The following is an 18,363-nucleotide window of genomic DNA, read 5'->3' on the forward strand; positions in this document are numbered from 1 at the left end:
GGTCTACAGGCACCGCATGCGGATAGACCGGCACATTGATGCTATCGCGGATTGCGCACGACAGGGCCGGAGCGGAGCCGATCGGCGTGGGGGTAGTCGTGCGCGTGCCCGTGGCGGTGGGGGTGCGAGTCGGTGAAGGGGTGCGAGTCGGGTAAGGCGTGAGGGTAGCGCCTGGTGGTGGGGTAGCCGTAGCGGTACCAGTTATAACCGGAGTAAACGTAGGAGTAGAAGGGGAACCCGGATCGTAATTACACGCCTCAAAATAAATATCACCAAAGCCGATACCCGAACGATTATCACCAATATGCACCGAAACCTCAGTACTAATCTCCCGTACCCCGTTGGCAGGGTATCCAAGCCCAAAATAGGGAGGAACGGTCAAACCATCCTCATCAAGCCAGTAGAGATTTAATGCATTCGGCATCGTAGCGACCTGATAAATCAGATGCGTTGTTCCAGCAGGCAGATCAAAGGAGAGCCACGGCCCAGTACCCGGCTCCCAATCATAACGGCCATTAGCGAGCACCTGACACCAATAAGGTTGAGGCACATCAGGGCACACCACCATCTGTATACCCGCACTCCCCGGATCGATCTCGGCATCCATACCGTACAGACCGGGCGGATACAACACCCCTGCCTGTAGCGGACCGGTGGCCGGGCCACTGGTCAGCCAGACCGATCCCCCGAAGGCGCTGAGGGTAGAGGGTGCGGTCAGCTCGAACTCGCCATCACCGGGGCCCACGTCCCAGCGCTCGCAGTTATCGGGCGGAGTAATCGGGGTTGGCGAGGGCGAGGGTACCGGGGTGCCATATTGGGGCACCCGACAGACCAACACAGAACCGAAGAAAAAAGTATCGATATTTTCTAGCGTGGTTCCGCCTAACACCGTATCCATGGTGCCGGAAATATCTAACGCGATATGTTGCCCCGTGTTTTGGTTGACAATCATGCGATAGGGCGCACCCGGCGTGACATACGCGGCTTGCTCGGCTACCTGATACATCCACCAAGAGCTATCCAGATAGAGCGTGTTCGGCGGGTTGAGCGATCCCCAGTTCGCAGGCGCAATCGTAAAGGTTGCGGTACCCTCAGTACACAACGGGATCGAGCTTTGCGCATGCGCATTGCCAGAGAGACCAACGAGGATCAGCCCGACGATCGCCACAACGAGGATCAAACGCTTTGCCATGATGCACCTAACTATTGAGTTGTGAGAGCCGATCACTCAGCCATAACACAAATCTGAGATAGATCAGCGCTACAAATGACGTCCACGCCCACCAGAGCGATGAGTCGGCGACGGCCCGGAATAAGTCAACGAACCATACCCATAGAAAAAAATTATTTATTTCTTCATACTGAGTAGGCATGGCCGGATTCATCACCGCCGTAACCATGCCAGTGATCAAAGTCATAAAGAGACCGACAAACCACCAAATGATCTCAAGCAGTGACATGACCATAGCGGCAATGTCACGCATGACCTGTGAGAGCAGGTAACCCAGGTCGGCCAGGAAGAGCCGGATCATGTTGATCCAGTGCTCGACTTGCAAGAATTCGCCCCACCAGGACCAGAGCAGCAGGCGCACCCAGGCGATCACGCCCCACACGCCTAGATACATATCGCGTATCCAGAGCAGGGCCAGGACGCCCAATTTCCAGAAGAGATTCACCCCGGCGACGATCACCGCGTTAAAGGCGTAGGCCAGGGCGTTGAGTATCCCCTGGGCGATCGTCAACAGCCAGCAGATGATCGGCCTAACTGCCTCATTCCACAGAAAGACCCCGAACCAGCGAAACGGGTACAGGACATCTAGCATGCCGTCCGACTCGGGGTACTCCATTGGCGTCAGGTCGGCGATCTGATGGGTTGCCGTGGTACTGCAATAGCCACATTGCCAGGGGAGCATCAGGCTGATCGGGCTCATCACGTTGGCAATTGACTCAAGCTGGGGGGTGGCCGAGTCAGGCAGATAGTAGGGCATGCCGGGATCGATGGGCGACCCTGCGCACGAGGCAGGGCGGCGAGATTGCCACCAGTTCGCGGCGTAGAATGACGAGCTGGCCGGGTTGTGCAGGATTACCCCGGTTGTCGTGTTGTAGGCATCAATGAACAGCCCGGAGCCCGCGTACAGGGCGACATGTTGCCCGCCCGCGTAGCGAAGGAATGCCAGATCGCCCGGTTGCCAGCAGCTCGTCGCCGCACCGTTGAGATCCGCCAGGGTGCAATCAATTTTGACCCCGGCTGATTGCTGATCGTAGGTGCTGATCCCAATATTGAGCCCGGCCTGTGCATAGGCCCAATAGGTGAGCCCCGAGCAATCAAACGAGCTCGGCCCCTTGGCACCCCACACATAGGGATACCCTTGTCTGGTCAGGGCCGCATTGACCGCGATCGCGCACGCATCCCCGGCCTGGGTGACCGGCGCAGCGCTGGCCGGGGCCGGGGGCACCGCCACCAGCACCAGCAGCACCAGCAGGATGAGCATGGCGCGGATTATCATGGCTTGCCCCGCTTGATCATAAAGATTCGGAGAGCCTGAAAGAACATTACCAGGAAGATGAGGGAGAGGATCGCTAGCCCGGTCGGATGCGTTGAAATCTCGACAACATGATCCATAACCGCATACATGCCGATGGTCAGATCGCCGAATGTTTGATCGTCCAGGTCGGGCGGATACTCGATAATGCCGATCGGGGTGGGCGCTGGGGTAGCCGTGGGGCCGGGGGTAGGGGAGGGCGTGGGGCATGGAGCCATCGACACGCGCCAGATCTGCGCCGAGCCTTGCGAGCCGAACAAGCCGGAATTAGCATCAAGTTGGACAAACGATTGAAACGAATCTTGATTCGTCGTATGAATGAGATCCCACGTTACCCCATCCCCACGATAGAACGACGCAGCAGCAGAGAGCATGAACTGATTAGACAGAAGGCCCAGACGACCAGTACCAGCAAGAGAAGAAAGAAACGTCCACGATCCGCCGTTATCGGTCGAACGCCAGATCTGACCCGTGCCAGACGTACCCCCATAGACATAGAGATCGGAAGAGAGCGCAAGGGTTGAGAGAACCGCAGTACCGACCAGACCACGATAGAGCCAGGTATTGCCACGATCCGCCGAAGCCCACACATGCGGCGTCAAAAGCGAAGCGGTAGCGCGACTAAAGAAAAGCAACTCATCGCCAAGATCGAAAAACGCACGGGAACCGACAGGAACAGGGCCAGGGCTAACTGAAGGAGCCGACCACGTCAGACCAGCATCTACGCTACGATACAGCGCGAACGTCCCACTTGATCCAGTCGAACCAGCCGCCAGGACTACATCAGGAAAGGCCCCAATATCAACATGCGTGATGCCCGCGCCATACTCAAACGTTAAAACCCACGATCCGCCGTTATCGGTCGAACGCCAGATCTGACCCGTGCCAGCCGTAGCCGCAAGAAACACACCATTGCCAAGCGATGCAAGGGACCAAACATCCGTTTGACCATCGAACGAGCGAATGAGCGTCCAGGATGCGCCGTTATCCAAGCTACGCCAGATCTGCGCGTTCGGCCCCGTCCCCGCGAGGATCGCGCCACTGCCTGATGCAAGCGAGCGCACGACCGTTTGATTGCCAATCTGCCCAGTGAGCACAGCCGTGGTACACCAGTTTTGCGCCCTGGCCGGTTGGGACCAACCGGCCAGGGCCACGAGCAGCAGCACCAGCACGAGTAAGCTACGTTTCATCATCCACCCCGCCCGATCCTGATAGCGTGCTCGCAGTCACCACAACGATCACAATAATCAGCGCTGTGATCGTGATCGGCGCGAGGGTTGCCCCCATCAGGACATCATCAATGAACATGCGTACTAGCTCATACATGGCAAAAAAGGGCGTATTGCTACGCCCTTACCGCACGAGACACGGGGGATCAACGTCGTGACCACATCCGCTTGACGAAAGAGACGGTCATACCGGCGAGACCGAGCACCACGGGAGTCCAGATAGCAACGTGCAGGATGGTCACATCGGCCACCTCATCCGGAATGAGATATGTCGTGATGAAGGTCAGCAGCGCCCCAACAACGTCGATGAAAACCTGAATTAGAGCAGTCATAACACCCTCCGACTATGCAACAACGCGAATCAAGCCATCCCTGACCGCGAGAGCAACACTATAGAGACACACCAGACCGATCAGCCAGATCAGCATGTCACCGGCCAGGATCTGAAAGAGATAAGCCAGATCATCAGCGAGACCGTACATAGCGCATCACCTGACTGATAAACGACTCCAGCACGAGCGCCACCGTCGCACCCGCTACAATGATGAGCATAGGATGCATCATGATCGAACTCGCCACATCTGCACAACGAGCAATAACACGATCGTGACGAGTAACATGCCTATTACCAGGTCGGCCAGCGAAACCACATACACCAGAGCCGCAATGTTGCCGCTTGGCAATTCGTACAATTGCATTGGAATGGTGTTTGTGATCGTCATGAGAGAGTGATAACAGATTTTTCGCAAGATTACAATAAACCAAAAAGTAACATTACTTTAGTCATACGTGTTTTATAGTACTGTCTAGGAGGGCTATGGATCATCTGGCATCAATTAACCACTTCCTTGCGCATCGTCGGGGCCGTAATCGCTCGATTCGCACCATCGAACAATACCAATACCAATTGATCGAACTATGGCATGCGCGACTCGTCCATTCGGCTTGATGATCGCGCCGCAATCATCCACAGCAAGGGCGGGCGGGAAGATTGGGCTTTCTGGGGAGCTGAGGCCGACAGCGCGATCAGGCGCTACCTACGCTACCGAGGGCACCAGGGCGACGGCTCAACATGGCTACGGCTATCAGGCGCGGCCATGACCGTCTCAGATGTGCGCAAGGCGATCACGCACGTAGCGGATCTGGCCGACGTTACCTTACCCGAGGGTGCCAGCGTGCATTGTTTCAGGCATCGCTACGCACACAAGGCGCTCGACTCGGGTCTAGACATCAGCCAGGTGAGTCAACTCATGCGGCACCGGGACATTGACACCACCATGCGCTACCTGCGCGAACACAAGGATCGGCTCAAGGCTATGCATGACCGGGTAAGGGCGTAGGGCAACTGGGCAACTGGTCAACTGGTCAACTTGACCAGTTGACCAGTTGACTAGAGATCCGCAACGATCCCGCTCGTGGATGCGACCGCCACCAGGCGCACCCCGGGCGCGATCGCGGCTAACTCATCACGGCTCCCACTGACGTTGATCCGGATGCCGCCCAGGTTGACGGTTACGGCATACCCGTTCGGGTCTTCGGAGAGAATCAACTGTCGATCGACAACCTGTACCGCCATGCGGAGATCAGCCGCAGGATCGCGCCGTAGCGCCTGGTACGCAGCGTAAATAGCGCGACCGATCCGCAGCGTATAGGTTGGTTCACTTCGCCCGGCTTCTAGGCGCACGTCCAGATAGACATGCATCGATCCCGGTCGGCCACCTTTGCCCGATCTTGGCTGTAGGCGGTCGGGAGCTGGCCGACGCTGATCGCGTTGCATGGCGTGTGCAATCCGCTCCTGCTCATCGGCCAGCGTGCGCAACGTGTGCGCCAGGTCGAGTCGTTGCGTCGCCGAAAGCCGCTGTATGAGGATCGGCTGAAGGAGCGTTGTTATAGGATCTCGCCAGTCCATGCCGTTTCCTCTGCTATGTTGATCTCATCCTCGTACTTTGAGTAGGCGTCATCAATCCAGCGCTCGATCTGCGCTTGGACTAGCTCTTTGCTGTAGCGTCCGTTTGGCCGCGCCAGGAGCAAGAGCCGAAGCCGCTGCGCATGCGCCAGGCTGATCTGGATATTGACAATGGTTCTCCCGGTGCCGGGCCGCGCTCCCCCGTGGTTGGCCATGATATTTCTTCCTTCAGCCCCCGGCGATGGGCCGGGGGCACATTGTGATCGGAGCGTCTTACGCTGAGTCTTCGAGTTTCGCGCGCATTTCAGCGCGGATCTCGTCCAACGCGAAGCTAAGATCAGCGTCGGAGCCATAATCCTGAAGGTCGGTTATCGTGTCCTGATCGTACTGCGGAATGCCGAGGATCAGGCCAGGACTGACATACCGATTGCCAATCTCGTTATCCCACAGCACCCGAAAGGTGCCGTCTTCAAACAATTCCACGCTGTACCCGCTGCCGCCAAACCCGGCGGTTGTCGAACTCATTACTGCCGTTTCGAACTGATCCCCGTTCACAAAAGCGTCAAATGCTTGCTGGATCATCGTAGTAGACCTTTCTTAATTGCTTGCTCCTCACACTTGATAGTATACAACAATCAAACTTGATTGTCAATAACAATCAAGTTTTCTCATCTGGTGTTCTGCTTTTGTTCTAACGACGGGATCTTTGTCGGAGCGTTACTTTATCGCATCAGGTTATAAATGACACCAGTATCGACAGAAATTAAAGCGCGTGCTACACTTCTGGTAGAGACCAGGGAGGGTAGCATGAGTATTGTATTGGCAAAGATCCCCATCAGTGAAGCATCACAGATCACCGGGCTAGATGAGGCCATTATTAGGCATCTCATCAACTCGGGAGCCGTGGCCGGGAGTAGGGATCTATGTGACCTAGACGAGATCGAGCAAGTAGCAGACAAGCTACTCATCGCACGATCAGCCGTTGACGGTCATGGCATCCTAGCAACAGACGCGGCAACAAAATACCGCTTCACAAATCAGGTTATTTACAAGTGGATTGATGCGGGCTGGGTGCGTGTGCTGCTTGACCGCGAACGAAATAAACTGCTGAATGAGCCAGACATTGCAGCCGCACGGGTACTAGCCGATCTGGTTGGTCAAGCTCAGGGCCGGTCGGTATTCCCCCCGAAGCCCAGATCAGGCAGACCGCGTAAAAACCCCAACTAGATTTAATTGATCCTCATAGCGGGCAGATTTATAAGGCCCTCGCCGCACATCTAAGGCGGCGAGGGCCTTTGTCGTTTGCACAGAGGCAATCATACTAAAATTACCGTCAATCGCTCCTGCGCCGTCCTGTGAAGTCACAGGACGGCTTTTTTGTTGAGTACAAGAAAATCCTTTGCCCTTATATATACGCTTGACTAAAGTCTATTGGATAAGTATACTGATGTTGTGTCACACAGCATAGGGGGTCAGTAATGCAAACAATCACGCTTGAGATCGCACTGACGGAGGCCCAGATCGCAGCCGTGCGTAAGGTTGCCGAAAAAATGGCACCGGGCCGACGGATTGAGGCTGAACTAGAGTACATGCTATTTTGCGCTGTTGAGGATCTGATCAAGGAACAAACCAAACCCACCACCATCCCGACCGCCACTACCGAACTACCATGGCTCATCTCATAGGAGACTCATCATGTGCTACGAATTTCCAGACCGCGATCGCGCAAAAGCAAGCGCCTGGGCGCGTGAAACCCTCGCCCGGACTAATGTTGTCATCCTGGACACCGAGACAACCGGACTCGATGATGAGGCCGAAATTGTCCAGTTAGCAATGATCGATCTTCACAACGCTGATGCAATGAGCGGCGGGGTATTCCTCGACACCCTGATCCGCCCGAGTCGGCCCATTCCACCGGCGGCGACGGCTATCCACGGGATCACCGATGCTATGGTCTCGAATGCGCCCACCATGGCCGAAATTCTCCCCCTGTTTATTTCCCTGATCAAGCACCGCACGGTATTGATCTACAACGCAGAGTATGACCTACGGCTGTTGCAACAATCCGGCGTGCCGAACCTGGCGGGGTATGCTGCTACGTTCGTTTGCGTGATGCAGTGGTACAGCCTGTATGTAGGCGATTTTTCCGAGTATTACGGGAGTTACAGGTGGCAACGGCTACCGGGCGGCGATCATACCGCGCTGGGCGATTGCCGCGCTACCCTGGCCGTCTTGAAGCGCATGGCAGGTGTGGAATGATACAACATAGCTTTGCAGATGGCCCACAACCCGGAGAGTTTGAGGTACCCAACGGTTCAACCGTTAAACGATGCCAGAGCTGCGGGGCCATGATTACCTGGGTGACAACGGCGAAGGGCAACGCCATGCCGGTTGATCTCGCCAGGTTGCGGGTAAGTGGTTTGACCAGCTACGGGCGATCCCATTTTGCGACGTGCCCGGATGCCGTCGCATGGAGGAGAGCAACACGGGCCGTTATTCAGGACATACTCAAATAACAACAACCGCCAGGGCGGGCACCCTGGCGGTTGTTTTGCTTCATTTCTCACATTTTAGCACAGGAACCGGCATGATTGTCTATTTGCTTCATTTTGAAACGCCCCTCGGGAATCCTGACAATCCACGGGCCATGGCATCTCATTACATCGGCTGGGCGCATGACCTGGCCGGGCGCATGCGCGATCATCGTTCGGGCCATGGCGCAGCGTTGACCCGTGCGGCCAACGAGCGCGGGATTAGCTATCAGGTTGTGGCGACCTGGCCGGGCGACCGTGCGCTAGAGCGCTGGATCAAGCTCCGCAAGTGTGCCCCTCGCTTGTGCCCGATCTGTGCGCAAGCGCACCCATTAGGCCCTTTTACTATTCGTCTACCAGTGCCAGATCTGGTACAGGTTCAGTCGTATGATCGCGTAGAGTGCCCTTTTTAGCATTGCAGAGAGGCGTTATGGATCAGCCGTTGCCATATGACATTCCAGCGGAGCGGGCGGTATTAGGGTGTTGTCTGATGGATCGTGAGGTTATTCTAGGCGTGCGGCAATTGGTAGCCGCAGCAGATTTCTACCTGGAAAAGCATGCGCACATTTATGATGCATGCTTGAGTTGCTTTGAGCAGAAGATCCCGCCCGATGTGTTCACGGTCTCTAGCACGCTCAAAGATCGCGGACTGCTCGATGCGGTCGGCGGGATCACGTTCCTGGGCGAGCTCATGCAGGAGCAAGTCACGTATGTGCATGCTCCGCACTACGCCCGCTCAGTATCACGCATGGCACGTCAGCGCCGATTGATCGAGCATCTCGGCGCGCTAACCGCACAAGCGTACACGAGTGACCCCGACAAGGTGCTCGATGAGGCCGAGCAGCGCCTAGAGCTTGAGCGCACGGCGGGCGCGTTGTCGGACGACTGGCAAGACCAGGTAGCAGACGGGGCGGATATTTGGCGCAAACAATATGAGCCGAGACCATGGATTGTGGATGGTCTCTTGCCGGCAGGGATCACCCTGCTGCATGGTCTCCCCAAGACTAACAAGAGTTGGCTCTGTAAAGGTCTTGGCTATGCGGTTGCTGGTGGTGGTAAGGCCCTGGGTCATTTGCAAGCGGCCCAGGGCGAGACCCTCTATCTCAATCTGGAGATGGATGAGGAGCTTCTCAACGAACGACTACGGATTATGTACCCCGAAGGTCCACCGCCCAGGGGCGTGAAGTTCTTCTATGACTGGCCGACGATCGATTGTGGCTTTTTCTCGCGGTTGGAAAACTACCTCACGAGCCGACCCTATACCCGACTTGTAATCGTCGATACCCTGATCCGTGTCTTGCCCTTAGAGACAAAAGACGGGTACAGGGCGGATGCGCGCTTGATCGAACCCTTTACGAAGTTCAATGCTAATCGTGGTCTATCGATCTTGCTCATCCACCACAGCCGCAAACTATCCGGCGGCAACGATCCCATTATGGGGGCGAGTGGAAGCACCGGGATAACCGGCTCAGTTGATAGCGTCCTAGAGCTCATCAAAGATCCCGACGATCGCACGAGAGGCAAGATCAACCGCACGGGCCGACGCATCAAGGATGAGACACCGCTAAATCTGAAATGGGATGCAACGCTGGGCCAATGGGGGATCACCGAGCAGGTAGCCCGCATAACACCCGAACGGCGGGCGGTCTTGGATCTGCTTGACGAGCATGGCCCCATGACCCCCAAGAAAATATCAGCCCTGTTGGAGCGACCGGCGGCCAGCGTGCGGCGACTGCTCAACGAAATGCAAGCGGCCCGGCTCGTCAACAACATGAATGGTCTTTATGAGTGCAACGACGAGGCCCTTATGGCCTAGATGGGATCGGGCAGAGATCGCATGGGATCGCTTTGGGATCGCTTTGAGATCGCCCGCGTTTTACGGCATCACAACGCGCAAAACAAACATGGGATCGGGGAGATCGGGCGGATCGGGTGGGATCGGGCAGGGGCAAAAGCGAAAACAGGGCGATCCCCCCGATCCCATGTCCGAATAGCCCATTACAAAGCCCTAAATCGAGGGCGATCCCAAAGCGATCCCAAAGCGATCCCAACCCGATCTTAACCAAATCTGACAGAAAGGACTCAACCATGCCAACCTGGAAGATCAGGATCACCGCAGACACCGAGGAGGATGCCGAGACCCTGCGCCAGTCGCTCATCACCCTGCTACCGGGCCTGACCTGTCGCAAGGCCAGGGCCGGGAGCAACCCGAAGTATGAGGGCCAGCAGAAGTATTTAGCCTACGGCGAGATTACCATCACGACCGACGCGCTACGGATGTGCGCCGAACCAACCCGGCCAGCCCGAACGGTCAAGGCATCAGCAAAACGGGGTAAGAAGCCATGACAACCATGACCGCAACCATGATCCCACTGCGTCACATAAAGCTCAACGGCGGCACCCAGCCCCGCGCAGAGCTCAACGAGGAACATATCGACCGGCTGAAGGCGGCCATAGACGAGGGCGAAGAACTACCGCCCGTTGTGATCTATCACGACGGGGCCGATTATTGGCTTGCAGACGGTTTTCATAGGGTGCAGGCGCACTACCGGGCCATGCGGATTGACATACCCGCCGAGGTGCGCCAGGGCACGCGCAGGGATGCAGTACTGTACAGTCTCAGCGCCAACCGCGCAACAGAGCGACTCGGGCAATCGCCCTTGATTGAGCTCTTATGGTTAGGAAAAAAATTATAGCCCTCGGCACCGCAGAAGTAACCGAGGGCAATTGCAACCCGTCGAAGGGATGCAGGTCAATGCTACAACCTGCGCCCGTATATGTCAATCTGCACTGTCCGTCTAAGGCATTACAACGCCGTCCACAGACAGACAGCAGGCAAGACAGAAGGTAAAGACAGTATGAAGGGCGCGAGTCTGACCGAAAGTATCCGGCCCGTCAGGGCTCAAATGGATCTCGATGTGGGCCGGTTGACCGTGCGTGAAGCGGTACAGTTAGTCGGGTTTACGGTCGGGTTATTGTTCGTCGCAACCCTCGGGGCGTTGCTCTTGTGGTTAGCGTGGCCTGACTATTACGAGGACTGGTCAGGGGTGCGACTCGTGTTCGCATCGTTCGCGGGATCGGTTGTGCTCTTCTCGGGGGGCATGGCCGTCCTAGTTGCGCGGCTCACAATTGAGGACTGGAAGGAGTACAGACTACGACTCGCCGACTGGCATGCCGTGGCAATCGAAGCATACGAAAATAACGGCGGTCGGGAAGTGGTCAAAGAAATGACGGTCTGGGATCTTACCCCATCAATGACCTTGCATACCCTGGCCGTCGCCCTGGCGTGCCACCGGCGAGCCGTGCAGGGCACGAGCGCACCATGGAGCGTGAGGGAATTAACCGGGCCGATCATGCTGGGGGGGCACCGACTCGGGAGTGTATCAAAGGGCGCAGCAGAGGAGTTTGGGCGGGATCTCTCTACGCTGGGGCTCATCGCAGGGCGAGGGCCGGGCAAGGCGGGCCATTGGTCCGCACAATCTGAGGGCGAAGTAATCGATCTGGTAGTGGCGAATTGGAAAAGGCTAGGAAAGGCGACAATCGAACATGACGAGCAATGAATACGCAAACAAGGCAGCCGATCTACTCCGGCTGTATCTAGACGTGCTACGCAAGGAGCAGCCGATCACCAGCTTGAGCGACGATGAAATCTTAATGCTGCATCTGGTCGGGGTGCGGCTAGTGGTCAAAACGCGGGCCGAAATTCAGGCACGCGGGTTGATGGGGAAGTTTGATGAATGACTGAATCTATCCGATTAACTGTGACCGCGCAGCCGTGACTACGCCTGGCATAGTCACGGCTGCGCGGTCACAAGAAGGGCAAGCATGCAACTTGTACTTTCACTTTTTCCCGGCGTGGATCTGCTGGGGCGGGGCTTTGAAGCAGAGGGCTTCTGCGTTGTAAGGGGGCCGGATCTCATTTTTGGTGGAGATATCCGGGATTTCAAACCGCCGTCAGATCGATTTGACGGCATCATAGGCGGATCACCCTGCCAGGATTTTAGCAGTCTGAGACGTTGCCCGCCGAGCGGCTATGGACTTCAGATGCTCGCCGAGTTTGTTCGCTGTGTCGAACACGCTCGACCTGATTGGTTTCTGCTGGAAAACGTACCGGGAGTGCCTGATATCAAACCAGTTGGATATGCAGTACAGCGATTCGATCTCCGTGCAAACGAATTTGGACTTGCGCAGCAACGGCTACGACATTTTCAGTTCGGCAGCCTACGGAATCAGGTGCTGGTGTTGGATCGGCCATCGCGTGGACCAGTGTCTCAGCCAATAGCCACGGCGACCGAAGGCGCAAAACTGGGGCGGCGGGATTGGTCCGACTTTTGCGCGTTGCAAGGATTGCCTCCGCTGGCACTAGAAAGCTTTACCATGTCAGCACGTTACCGGGCGGTCGGCAATGGGGTACCTGTTCCGATGAGCCGATTTATAGCGCGTGCCATCTTGAATCAAAGATCATGTGGTTCGATCCAGCTATGCATATGCGGTTGCGGGAGGCGGGTCGAAGGTAAAGCACTGTCTGCACTTCCGGCATGCCGTAAACGTATTGAGCGAAAACGGCGTGACTGAGCTGCGAGTGTGACTCAGCGCTGAGTCACAGACACATGCAGACACACGATATGTGACTCCGCTGCGGTGTGACTGCCCTGGTCAGTCACACCGCAGCGGAGTCACAGAAGTAACCGAATCTATTCCTTTACACTTTCCGAATCTGAGCGCATGGGCGGTTTACGGCATCACAGGATCGGCGAGTGTAAAGAGTTAAGGCCCATTTGAGGCATTGCAACGCCTCAAATGGGCCTTTAGCTTCCGATTAGTTATGATTAATCGGTAGCTATCACACCGCGATCAACTGGTCAATTTGACCAGTTGATCATCTGTACCATCCTGTTTCGGCTCCGACTCGGCTTCGCTCTTGCCCATGTCGGCAATCTTTGACCAATTGACCGCAGCGGCGAGACTGTCAGCAGGTGGTGACTTGCCCTTTTTCTTCAACGGCGGTACCTTTTTCTTCTCTGTCATAACTCCCCCTACACAAGCGCTAACTTGCGACCAGTGATCCGGCTAAAGAGTTGCTCTTTGCTGGGCGAGATCGACTCGCCAAAGAGATCGCGCTGATCGGGGTGCGGTGCATCCTCGACCGCGCTAGCGTAGGCCCCGAAAAACTCCCGGATCTTTTTCGGCGACCGTCCTATCTCGTCAAAGTATACCAGCAATTGATCCTGAAAGTCTGTTGTCTCACGCTCGAACAATGACGACTGGCCTACATACTCCTCAACGGTCAGCCCGTCTGCTTCTCTGAGTCGGGCGAGCATATCCAGCGACCGGCTAATATCATCGGCCATGCTCAGATCGGCGGCGCGTTGACCCGTGGCGACCAGATATTCAGCACGGGAAAGAACAGGCAGAGACGCAGATAACCCGGTCTCGAAGTTCTTTATATCGTTGTCCAGCGCCTCTAGGAATGTTTCGGCGAGTCGTTCGCCTGAATCGCCCTCGAAGGTACGCACGAACATGGCAGCTTTAATGCGCCTAATGCCAGATTGGGCCAGGGTGCCATCTTTGCGGAGCAACAGGGCCGACTCGTTTTCGCTCATCGTACCAATAAACCCGCGCACAAAATCCGCGTTTGCCTTGGTGCGCAGGGCTTGATCAATGCTCTGACCCTCACGCACGTTGAGCCGGGCGATCAGGTCAGCCGTGATCCGGTTTGCATCTACGGCGGCGGTCTCTAATGTTGACATCTGCAGGACCGGCGGCGCGTTCGCCTCTCGTGCAAACGCGGTTCGATCTGCAACCTCGGTCAAGCGCTCACGCACCAGGACCGGCGACTCAACCCCGGCCAGATCCGACTCGCTCAACCCTACCGCCAGCAGGTTAGCGCGGAGGGTCTCTTGATATGCGGCCCATTTGTCGGCATGCTCCATGCGTGCCCGGCGTAGCGCCATGGTGCGCCCGTTGCCCGACTCGACCTGGCGATCTGAGCCGATGATGGGTGCGCCTTTGTCCAGGGCCTTAAAATCCCAGATCAGGGCCTCGGGAACCAGATTTTTAGCGGCATGCTCAACCTGGCGGCGCGACGCGGCGCGATCACGTTGGCGCGGTTGCAGGGCGCGATCATACTCCGGGTTGATCGAGCCGCTATCGGTGTTGCTCGTGATGAGCTCGTCAAGGCTCACCACACGATAGCGAAACTCATAGATCCGCGATGGATCAGCCCCAAACGCACGAGTCACGGGATCACCGGCTGGCCGTGGCCTGGGCGCTGGCCTGGGCCTGGGCGGGCGCGTGGCACGTTCGGCGGCGCGTTGGGCCTTCGCCTCTTCGCGGGCTTGGCGGCGACGTTCGGCCCGGTCGGATTGTTCGGCGGAGCGTTGGGCTTCACGCTGGGCACGCTCGGCGGCAACCTGGGCGGCGCGTTGGGCCTTCGCCTCTTCCCGTTCCTTCTCACGCTGGGCGGCGAGCTGGGCACGCTCGGCGGCTTGCTGGGCCAACTTCTGGGCCTTCGCCTCTTCCCGTTCCTTCTCACGCTGGGCGGCGCGTTGGGCCTTCGCCTCTTGCCGGTCTTTCACCCGCTGGGCGGCTTGCCTATCACGCTCGGCAGCTTGCTGGGCGGCGCGTTGGGCCTTCGCCTCTTCCCTGGCCTGTTCACGCTGGGCACGCTCGGCGGCGACTCGATCAGCGTGGGCGGCATCGGCGACCGCTTGCGCGGCAGCTTTCTGGGCACGTTCCTCTTCCTCTTGGAGCAAGCGCTTATCTACGGCAATGCGTTTGATCTGTGCGTAGCGTTGGCGATGGTTTAGTTTTGGGGCGGGCGCGTTCACGATGGGCGGGGCGGGTTGCGCGGGCGCAGACGGCGAGCGTTGCAGCATGCGCCATGTGCCTGCCAGCATGCCGACGATCGCGGGCGTCCAGATCGCCACATGCACCAGCGTGACATCTGAGAATGTGTCAGGGACCAGGTAGATCCAGACCGTACTAATGATGATCCCGATTGCATCAAGGATCGGGGCTAAGGTGCTCATGCTCTACCTCTTTCAAGAACTCTATATAGACAGGGCTCAGAATAGGATCATCTTCCTCCTCTGGTGGTGTTTGGGGGGCTTGTTTTGCGGGTTTTTCGCAAGCCGCAAGCCGCAAGCCACAAGGCGGATAGATTTTTTGCCACTCTCTAGCAGGGATAGCTATCGTGCGTCCGAATGGCCCCATTTTTCGGTGCAGTACTTTTTCCTTCTCAAGACGTAACGCTAGCTCATCTATACGGCCAAGGGGCAAACGACCCTCACATAATTTATGCAATTCCCGACGTGTAAAGCGCCTGCCTGCCTTGCTTTCTGACAGGGCCAGCAGATAGCCGATATCCTCGCGGGCGACATCTTCAGCCGTTTGTACGGGTTCCGGCTCATACTCCCCGGCGATCACTTTCTTGACCGTCGCCTTGACCTCATTGTCAGAGAGGAATGGGGCCTGGAGCTCGATCAGATCGATGTTACGGCGAAAGAGCATGCGGCCATCCCTCTTACCGTGTGCGCCGCTATCGTCCACGATCACCCGGCTGTCAATTTCTGACGCGGTACCGAATGCGATTCGGCATGGAAAGTTTGCCTTGATGAGACCTGTTACCACGTCAACCGATGGACGCTGAGTCGATATGATGAGATGGATACCGGTAGCGCGGGCGCGTGCGGCCAGGTCAGCGAGCAGGGCCTCAGTAGCCTGGGCGATACTCATCTTTTGACCGTCCAGATTGACCCGGCTCTTGTTGAGCATGGCGTTTGCTATTTCATCGACGACTAGCACAATGTAGGGCAACCGGCGAGCTCGGGGCATCTGAGCATTGTAGGCGTCCAGATCCCGCGACTCGCGTTCACGTAGCAGGGTTGTGCGCCGGTCCATTTCGACTTGCAGATCGAGCAGCATGGCGGGCAGCTCGGGGCTCTTGGTGACGAGCGTATGGACGTGGGGCAAACGCTCATAATACGAGAGCTCCATGCCTCCCTTCAAATCGACTAACCAGAGTTGCAAGACCGACTCATCAAAGCGCTTGATTAACTGGCACAGCACGGCATTAACCATAACGCTCTTACCGGTGCCCGTGGCCCCGGCGATCAGCAGGTGCGGCAAGGTGCGCAAATCCTCCCAGCGCTGTTGTTTATTCTCGCCCACACCGATCGGGATCATCAGGGGCGGAGCTTTGGCCGGTTGGCGCATGCTATCCAGTTTGACCATGCGCGGGATCTTCGACATGGCGGTTATCTCGACCACAAACCATGATCCGGCCCCGCTTGCTTTCTTCACAAACTTGACCGGATACTTGCATGCGGCGGTCAACGTCTCGAGGACGCGGGGCTCACGCAGGGCGGCGACATCCACCCCTCGGGGCAACCTGGACAAATCTACCTCGATCTCAATCACGCCCGGACTAGCCTTCAATGGCTCGACAAACTCTACCCGGTGAATGACCTCTACACCGTCTCTTTTTTCGCGGTAGGCCAGGTTGAGCCGGGTTAATTGGTGCTGGATCGTGTTCGCCAGTTCGCTAGCGAGCAGCTCATACGGATGCCGTTTTTTGCCTATGCCGAACATGACACCGCCCGATCTATCAGATGTGCGACTCGGTTAGCAGGTGCGACCAGTTCATAGCACGCTGGCCGACAGGGACCGCCGGGGCACACCACCATGATCCAATAATCGGCCTGTAGTTGCCGTAGGGCCTGAGTAACACACGACACGCTATAACCGGTCTCAACCGCGATCGTGAGCAAGCTAGCCGTATACCGCCCGTCGCGTGTTGCGTGGTCTTGAATGTGCGCCAGGACGTGACCGGCGGCACCTCGGGGCGTGGTGGTCATGGTTGTACTCCTGTGTCATAGCCATAGACGATCGGGGCGTCATCCTCATCATCAGCCGGGGTGGTAAGACGGCGATCCCGTACTTTGCGCCTGCGGAGCTCGATAGGGAGCCCATAGCGGCCCCATGCATATCCTAGCGCGATCAGAGCAAACGGGGCCAGACAAAAGAGCAGCGACCAGAGAGCAGACATGGCTAGAAACCTCCGCTATGCGAAACGCCAGATCAGCAAGATAATTCCCACCATCACGCAGATCAATGCAATCTGTTGTTGCCACGGCATGCGACGAACAACATGCGTTATGCGCCTCAATGATGATCGGCGACGACTCACCATCATCAACTCATCTTCATCAAAATTCAGCAGAGAGACCTTATACCGTTTTGTGCGCATCTTCATAGGATCACCGTAATAGCAGGAACTAGATCGATTGTATCAATGCCATGATGTGCGACCATTACCACGATTAATGAGATGATCGCCGCAACTTCAAAAAGGATCGTCAACAACACGACAACCGCGACCAGTTGCATGCCTATATAAAAAATATTCATACCACCTACCTCCCTAGTTAAAGGGGATCAATTGTTTGATGTAGCGGACCAGGCTAATGATCGGCTTGGCGGCATAGACAAGCACCGTAATGACCAAGGGGGGCAGCAGCCAGGCCAACGGGCCGATGTCGGCCAGGATAGCCAGCCAGCCGAATGAGAGACTGACCGTCGCTACAATCGGCTCTGTCTGCTCGACCGCCAGGGCATACCCAGACGGGCCGAATACCCCATTTGACCATGCGGCAACCGTCTGGACTGGCCGACTCACCCCGGCTAACATCGTCTGGACCGGCGATATAATCACGCTACTGGTAATGCTCCCCGTCGGCGAGGGCGTGAAGCTGGGGAGGGGATCGAGCGTTGGGATAATTAGGATCAGGTCGGGCAATTGTCCAGTTTGCGCCGGCGGCGGCGTTGCCGGCTCAATACAGATTGAGGCGACCGTACCCGGCGTCCAGGTCGGGCCAGGGGTACCCGTGCGTGTCGCCGTGGGCGTGGGCGTGACCGACTGACGGCAGCGCCAGAATGTTTGAGGCGCATCTAGACTCGTCAAATGATACCGGCCCGTCGCAAACCACAGATAGACGCCCGACTCAATCGGCTCTAGGCCAGCATCCACCAGCGCATAGATCGGCCCCGTAACCCCTATTTCCTCACCCGCGATCAGGTCTACAGGCACCGCATGCGGATAGACCGGCACATTGATGCTATCGCGGATTGCGCACGACAGGGCCGGAGCGGAG

At 57.0% G+C, this 18,363-nt stretch carries 25 protein-coding genes and 2 pseudogenes; 11 read left to right on the top strand and 16 right to left on the bottom strand.

What is annotated here, in order from left to right; translation table 11 throughout:
• The 6 genes and pseudogenes from EKD05_RS27100 to EKD05_RS26085 form a co-directional block, all read right to left on the bottom strand.
• Positions 1-1,192, bottom strand: a pseudogene (locus EKD05_RS27100) (hypothetical protein); the annotation flags it as partial.
• Between the two features lie 7 nt (positions 1,193-1,199).
• Positions 1,200-2,507 (bottom strand): C40 family peptidase, encoded by a 1,308-nt coding sequence (locus EKD05_RS23315; RefSeq protein ID WP_165360920.1) that lies wholly within the window; start codon positions 2,505-2,507, stop codon positions 1,200-1,202.
• On the bottom strand, positions 2,504-3,736 hold the full coding sequence (locus EKD05_RS26080; RefSeq protein WP_165360921.1) for a sialidase family protein: 1,233 nt from the start codon (positions 3,734-3,736) through the stop codon (positions 2,504-2,506). The genes EKD05_RS23315 and EKD05_RS26080 overlap by 4 nt, the downstream gene beginning before the upstream one ends.
• Entirely contained in the window at positions 3,723-3,851 is a 129-nt protein-coding gene (locus EKD05_RS27050) for a hypothetical protein (RefSeq protein WP_255427267.1), read from the bottom strand. The genes EKD05_RS26080 and EKD05_RS27050 overlap by 14 nt, the downstream gene beginning before the upstream one ends.
• Before the next feature lie 67 nt (positions 3,852-3,918).
• Positions 3,919-4,104 carry a hypothetical protein gene (locus EKD05_RS23320; RefSeq protein WP_129677691.1) on the bottom strand — a complete coding sequence of 62 codons (186 nt, stop codon included), beginning with the start codon at positions 4,102-4,104 and terminating at the stop codon, positions 3,919-3,921.
• A gap of 12 nt (positions 4,105-4,116) precedes the next feature.
• A complete protein-coding gene (locus EKD05_RS26085; protein ID WP_165360922.1) occupies positions 4,117-4,254 on the bottom strand; it encodes a hypothetical protein in 138 nt (45 codons plus the stop codon).
• 441 nt (positions 4,255-4,695) lie between these two features.
• Between EKD05_RS26085 and EKD05_RS23325 the strand changes: the two genes are divergently transcribed.
• Entirely contained in the window at positions 4,696-5,112 is a 417-nt protein-coding gene (locus EKD05_RS23325; RefSeq protein WP_129677693.1) for a tyrosine-type recombinase/integrase, read from the top strand.
• A 50-nt stretch (positions 5,113-5,162) separates the two neighbouring features.
• Here EKD05_RS23325 and EKD05_RS23330 read toward each other — a convergent pair whose 3' ends face one another.
• The 3 genes from EKD05_RS23330 to EKD05_RS23340 are packed head-to-tail and all read right to left on the bottom strand — an operon-like array spanning position 5,163 to position 6,260.
• A complete protein-coding gene (locus tag EKD05_RS23330; protein WP_129677695.1) occupies positions 5,163-5,681 on the bottom strand; it encodes a hypothetical protein in 519 nt (172 codons plus the stop codon).
• Positions 5,660-5,893 (bottom strand): hypothetical protein, encoded by a 234-nt coding sequence (locus EKD05_RS23335; protein ID WP_129677697.1) that lies wholly within the window; start codon positions 5,891-5,893, stop codon positions 5,660-5,662. Before EKD05_RS23335 ends, EKD05_RS23330 begins: the two co-directional genes overlap by 22 nt.
• 58 nt (positions 5,894-5,951) lie before the next feature.
• A complete protein-coding gene (locus tag EKD05_RS23340; protein WP_129677699.1) occupies positions 5,952-6,260 on the bottom strand; it encodes a hypothetical protein in 309 nt (102 codons plus the stop codon).
• 225 nt (positions 6,261-6,485) lie between these two features.
• Between EKD05_RS23340 and EKD05_RS23345 the strand changes: the two genes are divergently transcribed.
• The 10 genes from EKD05_RS23345 to EKD05_RS23390 all read left to right on the top strand — a co-directional run bounded on the left by EKD05_RS23345 (position 6,486) and on the right by EKD05_RS23390 (position 12,784).
• On the top strand, positions 6,486-6,905 hold the full coding sequence (locus EKD05_RS23345; RefSeq protein ID WP_129677702.1) for a hypothetical protein: 420 nt from the start codon (positions 6,486-6,488) through the stop codon (positions 6,903-6,905).
• Between the two features lie 251 nt (positions 6,906-7,156).
• Positions 7,157-7,363, top strand: coding sequence for a hypothetical protein (locus EKD05_RS23350; RefSeq protein ID WP_129677704.1), 207 nt, complete (start codon positions 7,157-7,159; stop codon positions 7,361-7,363).
• A 10-nt stretch (positions 7,364-7,373) separates the two neighbouring features.
• Positions 7,374-7,937 (top strand): 3'-5' exonuclease, encoded by a 564-nt coding sequence (locus EKD05_RS23355; protein ID WP_129677706.1) that lies wholly within the window; start codon positions 7,374-7,376, stop codon positions 7,935-7,937.
• 328 nt (positions 7,938-8,265) lie between these two features.
• Entirely contained in the window at positions 8,266-8,622 is a 357-nt protein-coding gene (locus tag EKD05_RS23360) for a hypothetical protein (RefSeq protein WP_205704062.1), read from the top strand.
• Positions 8,623-8,639: 17 nt separating this feature from the next.
• Positions 8,640-10,025 (top strand): DnaB-like helicase N-terminal domain-containing protein, encoded by a 1,386-nt coding sequence (locus EKD05_RS23365; protein ID WP_129677708.1) that lies wholly within the window; start codon positions 8,640-8,642, stop codon positions 10,023-10,025.
• A 272-nt stretch (positions 10,026-10,297) separates the two neighbouring features.
• A complete protein-coding gene (locus EKD05_RS23370; protein ID WP_129677710.1) occupies positions 10,298-10,555 on the top strand; it encodes a hypothetical protein in 258 nt (85 codons plus the stop codon).
• Positions 10,556-10,560: 5 nt separating this feature from the next.
• Positions 10,561-10,905, top strand: coding sequence for a ParB/RepB/Spo0J family partition protein (locus tag EKD05_RS23375; protein WP_205704063.1), 345 nt, complete (start codon positions 10,561-10,563; stop codon positions 10,903-10,905).
• Positions 10,906-11,067: 162 nt separating this feature from the next.
• The gene (locus EKD05_RS23380; protein ID WP_129677714.1) at positions 11,068-11,769 is read left to right on the top strand and encodes a hypothetical protein; all 702 of its coding nucleotides are present in this window, start codon (positions 11,068-11,070) and stop codon (positions 11,767-11,769) included.
• A complete protein-coding gene (locus EKD05_RS23385; protein WP_129677716.1) occupies positions 11,756-11,950 on the top strand; it encodes a hypothetical protein in 195 nt (64 codons plus the stop codon). The genes EKD05_RS23380 and EKD05_RS23385 overlap by 14 nt, the downstream gene beginning before the upstream one ends.
• 84 nt (positions 11,951-12,034) lie before the next feature.
• Positions 12,035-12,784, top strand: a complete 750-nt coding sequence (locus EKD05_RS23390; RefSeq protein WP_129677718.1) for a DNA cytosine methyltransferase — start codon at positions 12,035-12,037, stop codon at positions 12,782-12,784.
• A 279-nt stretch (positions 12,785-13,063) separates the two neighbouring features.
• Here the strand turns inward: EKD05_RS23390 and EKD05_RS26090 are convergent, their stop codons facing one another.
• The 7 genes and pseudogenes from EKD05_RS26090 to EKD05_RS26100 all read right to left on the bottom strand — a co-directional run.
• A complete protein-coding gene (locus EKD05_RS26090; protein WP_165360923.1) occupies positions 13,064-13,237 on the bottom strand; it encodes a hypothetical protein in 174 nt (57 codons plus the stop codon).
• An 8-nt stretch (positions 13,238-13,245) separates the two neighbouring features.
• Positions 13,246-15,240 (bottom strand): hypothetical protein, encoded by a 1,995-nt coding sequence (locus EKD05_RS23395; protein ID WP_129677720.1) that lies wholly within the window; start codon positions 15,238-15,240, stop codon positions 13,246-13,248.
• On the bottom strand, positions 15,215-16,801 hold the full coding sequence (locus tag EKD05_RS23400; RefSeq protein WP_129677722.1) for an FtsK/SpoIIIE domain-containing protein: 1,587 nt from the start codon (positions 16,799-16,801) through the stop codon (positions 15,215-15,217). Before EKD05_RS23400 ends, EKD05_RS23395 begins: the two co-directional genes overlap by 26 nt.
• Before the next feature lie 262 nt (positions 16,802-17,063).
• Positions 17,064-17,258, bottom strand: coding sequence for a hypothetical protein (locus EKD05_RS23405; RefSeq protein WP_129677724.1), 195 nt, complete (start codon positions 17,256-17,258; stop codon positions 17,064-17,066).
• Positions 17,259-17,273: 15 nt separating this feature from the next.
• Positions 17,274-17,465, bottom strand: a complete 192-nt coding sequence (locus EKD05_RS23410; RefSeq protein ID WP_097650315.1) for a hypothetical protein — start codon at positions 17,463-17,465, stop codon at positions 17,274-17,276.
• Positions 17,462-17,620, bottom strand: coding sequence for a hypothetical protein (locus tag EKD05_RS26095; RefSeq protein WP_165360924.1), 159 nt, complete (start codon positions 17,618-17,620; stop codon positions 17,462-17,464). Before EKD05_RS26095 ends, EKD05_RS23410 begins: the two co-directional genes overlap by 4 nt.
• A 13-nt stretch (positions 17,621-17,633) precedes the next feature.
• Positions 17,634-18,363, bottom strand: a pseudogene (locus tag EKD05_RS26100) (hypothetical protein); the annotation flags it as partial.

It is taken from the genome of Candidatus Chloroploca sp. Khr17 (assembly GCF_004138165.1).
Classification (GTDB): domain Bacteria; phylum Chloroflexota; class Chloroflexia; order Chloroflexales; family Chloroflexaceae; genus Chloroploca.

Excerpts from the sequence above, each read along its gene's own strand:
- EKD05_RS23345 (WP_129677702.1), top strand. The coding sequence starts at position 6,486 with ATGAGTATTGTATTGGCAAAGATCCCCATCAGTGAAGCATCACAGATC.
- EKD05_RS23335 (WP_129677697.1), bottom strand. The coding sequence starts at position 5,893 with ATGGCCAACCACGGGGGAGCGCGGCCCGGCACCGGGAGAACCATTGTC.
- EKD05_RS23320 (WP_129677691.1), bottom strand. The coding sequence starts at position 4,104 with ATGACTGCTCTAATTCAGGTTTTCATCGACGTTGTTGGGGCGCTGCTG.
- EKD05_RS23375 (WP_205704063.1), top strand. The coding sequence starts at position 10,561 with ATGACCGCAACCATGATCCCACTGCGTCACATAAAGCTCAACGGCGGC.
- EKD05_RS23340 (WP_129677699.1), bottom strand. The coding sequence starts at position 6,260 with ATGATCCAGCAAGCATTTGACGCTTTTGTGAACGGGGATCAGTTCGAA.
- EKD05_RS23390 (WP_129677718.1), top strand. The coding sequence starts at position 12,035 with ATGCAACTTGTACTTTCACTTTTTCCCGGCGTGGATCTGCTGGGGCGG.
- EKD05_RS23385 (WP_129677716.1), top strand. The coding sequence starts at position 11,756 with ATGACGAGCAATGAATACGCAAACAAGGCAGCCGATCTACTCCGGCTG.
- EKD05_RS23315 (WP_165360920.1), bottom strand. The coding sequence starts at position 2,507 with ATGATAATCCGCGCCATGCTCATCCTGCTGGTGCTGCTGGTGCTGGTG.
- EKD05_RS23405 (WP_129677724.1), bottom strand. The coding sequence starts at position 17,258 with ATGTCTGCTCTCTGGTCGCTGCTCTTTTGTCTGGCCCCGTTTGCTCTG.
- EKD05_RS23350 (WP_129677704.1), top strand. The coding sequence starts at position 7,157 with ATGCAAACAATCACGCTTGAGATCGCACTGACGGAGGCCCAGATCGCA.
- EKD05_RS23380 (WP_129677714.1), top strand. The coding sequence starts at position 11,068 with ATGAAGGGCGCGAGTCTGACCGAAAGTATCCGGCCCGTCAGGGCTCAA.
- EKD05_RS23325 (WP_129677693.1), top strand. The coding sequence starts at position 4,696 with ATGCGCGACTCGTCCATTCGGCTTGATGATCGCGCCGCAATCATCCAC.
- EKD05_RS23355 (WP_129677706.1), top strand. The coding sequence starts at position 7,374 with ATGTGCTACGAATTTCCAGACCGCGATCGCGCAAAAGCAAGCGCCTGG.
- EKD05_RS23395 (WP_129677720.1), bottom strand. The coding sequence starts at position 15,240 with ATGAGCACCTTAGCCCCGATCCTTGATGCAATCGGGATCATCATTAGT.
- EKD05_RS26090 (WP_165360923.1), bottom strand. The coding sequence starts at position 13,237 with ATGACAGAGAAGAAAAAGGTACCGCCGTTGAAGAAAAAGGGCAAGTCA.
- EKD05_RS23360 (WP_205704062.1), top strand. The coding sequence starts at position 8,266 with ATGATTGTCTATTTGCTTCATTTTGAAACGCCCCTCGGGAATCCTGAC.
- EKD05_RS26095 (WP_165360924.1), bottom strand. The coding sequence starts at position 17,620 with ATGAATATTTTTTATATAGGCATGCAACTGGTCGCGGTTGTCGTGTTG.
- EKD05_RS23330 (WP_129677695.1), bottom strand. The coding sequence starts at position 5,681 with ATGGACTGGCGAGATCCTATAACAACGCTCCTTCAGCCGATCCTCATA.
- EKD05_RS23410 (WP_097650315.1), bottom strand. The coding sequence starts at position 17,465 with ATGAAGATGCGCACAAAACGGTATAAGGTCTCTCTGCTGAATTTTGAT.
- EKD05_RS23370 (WP_129677710.1), top strand. The coding sequence starts at position 10,298 with ATGCCAACCTGGAAGATCAGGATCACCGCAGACACCGAGGAGGATGCC.
- EKD05_RS27050 (WP_255427267.1), bottom strand. The coding sequence starts at position 3,851 with ATGTTCATTGATGATGTCCTGATGGGGGCAACCCTCGCGCCGATCACG.
- EKD05_RS23400 (WP_129677722.1), bottom strand. The coding sequence starts at position 16,801 with ATGTTCGGCATAGGCAAAAAACGGCATCCGTATGAGCTGCTCGCTAGC.
- EKD05_RS26080 (WP_165360921.1), bottom strand. The coding sequence starts at position 3,736 with ATGATGAAACGTAGCTTACTCGTGCTGGTGCTGCTGCTCGTGGCCCTG.
- EKD05_RS26085 (WP_165360922.1), bottom strand. The coding sequence starts at position 4,254 with ATGTACGGTCTCGCTGATGATCTGGCTTATCTCTTTCAGATCCTGGCC.
- EKD05_RS23365 (WP_129677708.1), top strand. The coding sequence starts at position 8,640 with ATGGATCAGCCGTTGCCATATGACATTCCAGCGGAGCGGGCGGTATTA.